2 protein-coding genes and 1 pseudogene are annotated in these 1864 nt (G+C 62.4%); all 3 read left to right on the plus strand.

Annotated features, from left to right (window positions below; all coding sequences use genetic code 11):
- Positions 1-198: 198 nt before the first annotated feature.
- The gene (locus tag NKH99_RS32555) at positions 199-666 is read left to right on the plus strand and encodes an ATP-binding cassette domain-containing protein (protein ID WP_352951950.1); all 468 of its coding nucleotides are present in this window, start codon (positions 199-201) and stop codon (positions 664-666) included.
- 72 nt (positions 667-738) lie between these two features.
- Positions 739-1324, plus strand: a pseudogene (locus tag NKH99_RS32560) (amidohydrolase family protein).
- Between the two features lie 35 nt (positions 1325-1359).
- A partial coding sequence (locus NKH99_RS32565; protein WP_353017958.1) for an SDR family NAD(P)-dependent oxidoreductase occupies positions 1360-1864 on the plus strand: 505 nt, incomplete at its 3' end.

Here is a 1864-nt window from a genome sequence, read left to right on the forward strand (position 1 = left end):
CCGAAGGTGTCACCTGCAATTCCTGAGCGGCCTTTGCCACGCCGCCGAGCCGCGCGACTGCCTCGAAATGCGTCATCGAATTGAACTTGATGTCTGACCTCGTCCTCGTCAGTTAAGCTCAGCTACACAGAATGTTAAGAAACGAAAATTGAGCCGAATGTCAATCGGTCGCACAGTGGTCCCGGAAGGAGATACAGGATGGAGCCGAGTTCAACCCAAAGCTTGGGTAGCGCCGGCAACGTGCCGGGAGTTGGACAGGTATTGACCAGGAAGCCCCTGATCGAAGCTGCCAATATCGAGAAGAGTTATGACGCAACCCGTGTCCTGCGGGGTGTGAGTTTTCAGGTCCGGGCCGACGAAATCCACGCGCTCCTGGGCGGCAACGGCGCCGGCAAAAGCACTCTCATCCGCATCGTCACAGGGCTGACCTCACGCGAAGCCGGCGAGATTGGCTTCGCCTCGTCGGAGGCCGACCACAACAGCCCGATCATCGCGGTGGTGCATCAGGAGCTGGCGCTGTTGCCCGAGCTGTCCGGTCGCGGAAAACATCGGCATTGTGCATGCGAGGTCGGGCTGGTCGCAGATCAGCCGTCGCCGCACGCGCGAAACTGCGCTCGGAGCGCTCCAGCTGATCGACCCAGCGATCGGCGAAGCGATCATCGATAATGCCGGCACGCAAATTGCCCTCCACGAAGGCCAGATCGTCCGGATCGCTCGTGCCCTTCCACCGGAGCCGAAGTGCTGCTTCTCGATCCCGGCGATCCGGTTGGGGAAACGCGCTGGCTGCAGGAGATCGCCAATAAGCGAGGCTTTCCGCATGGCATCGTCGGCTATGCCGACCTGTCCCAACCCGACGTCGGCGACCTCCTCGACCGCCACATGGAATATCCGAACTTCCGCGGCATGCGGCAGCCGATGAATTATCATCCCGACCCCGCCAAGACCTATCTGGCGCGGCCGGAGGTCAGTCGTACGCCCGAATGGCGGCGCGGCTTCCGGGAGCTGGCGAAGCGCGGGCTGAGCTTCGACCCGCAGCTCTACTATCCGCAGATGAGCGAGTTCCTCGAACTGGCGCGCGACTTTCCCGACGTGCAGATCATTCTCAATCACACCGGCATGCAGGTCGACGGCGCCGAGCATCGAGGAGGCGATCGCAGCCTTCGGCGTCGGCCGCTCGATGTTCGCGACGAACTTCCCCGTCGACAAGCTGTTCTCGAGCTTCGACGCCATTTTGAACGCCTTCAAGGAAATTACGATCGCCCACCCGCACGAGGAGCGGCTCGCGCTGTTCCATGACAACGCCGCCCGGTTCTACCGACTTTAGATCACCGGCAAACAGAAATAGCAGGAGAGTTCGACTTGTTGCTGAAGGGCAAGGCCGTGGTGATTTCGGGGGCCGCGGGCCCCCGGGGAATTGGCCGCTCCACGGCAGCGCTGATGGTACAGCACGGGGCTCGCGTTGCAATACTCGACCTCGATGACGGGCAAGCGCGTGATGCCGCTGCGTCGCTTGGACCCGACCATATCGGCCTTGCGTGCAACGTCGCGGACCTCGACGCCTGCAAGAGGGCGGCGGCGCAAGTGACAGAAACCTTGGGCAGGATCGATGTGCTCTGCAACAATGCGGGCGTCACGCAGCCGGTCAAGACGCTGGAGATCAGCGCGGCTGACTGGGACCGCATCCTCGATGTCAACCTACGCGGCGTGCTCCATCTCAGCCAGGCATTCATCCCGCACATGCGCGAAAATGGCGGCGGCTCGATCATCTGCATGTCGTCAGTTTCGGCCCAGCGCGGCGGCGGCATCTTCGGTGGCCCGCACTATTCGGCTGCCAAGGCGGGTGTTCTGGGGCTTGCCAAGGCCA

This window comes from Mesorhizobium sp. M0854, from assembly GCF_040319815.1.
Classification (GTDB): domain Bacteria; phylum Pseudomonadota; class Alphaproteobacteria; order Rhizobiales; family Rhizobiaceae; genus Mesorhizobium.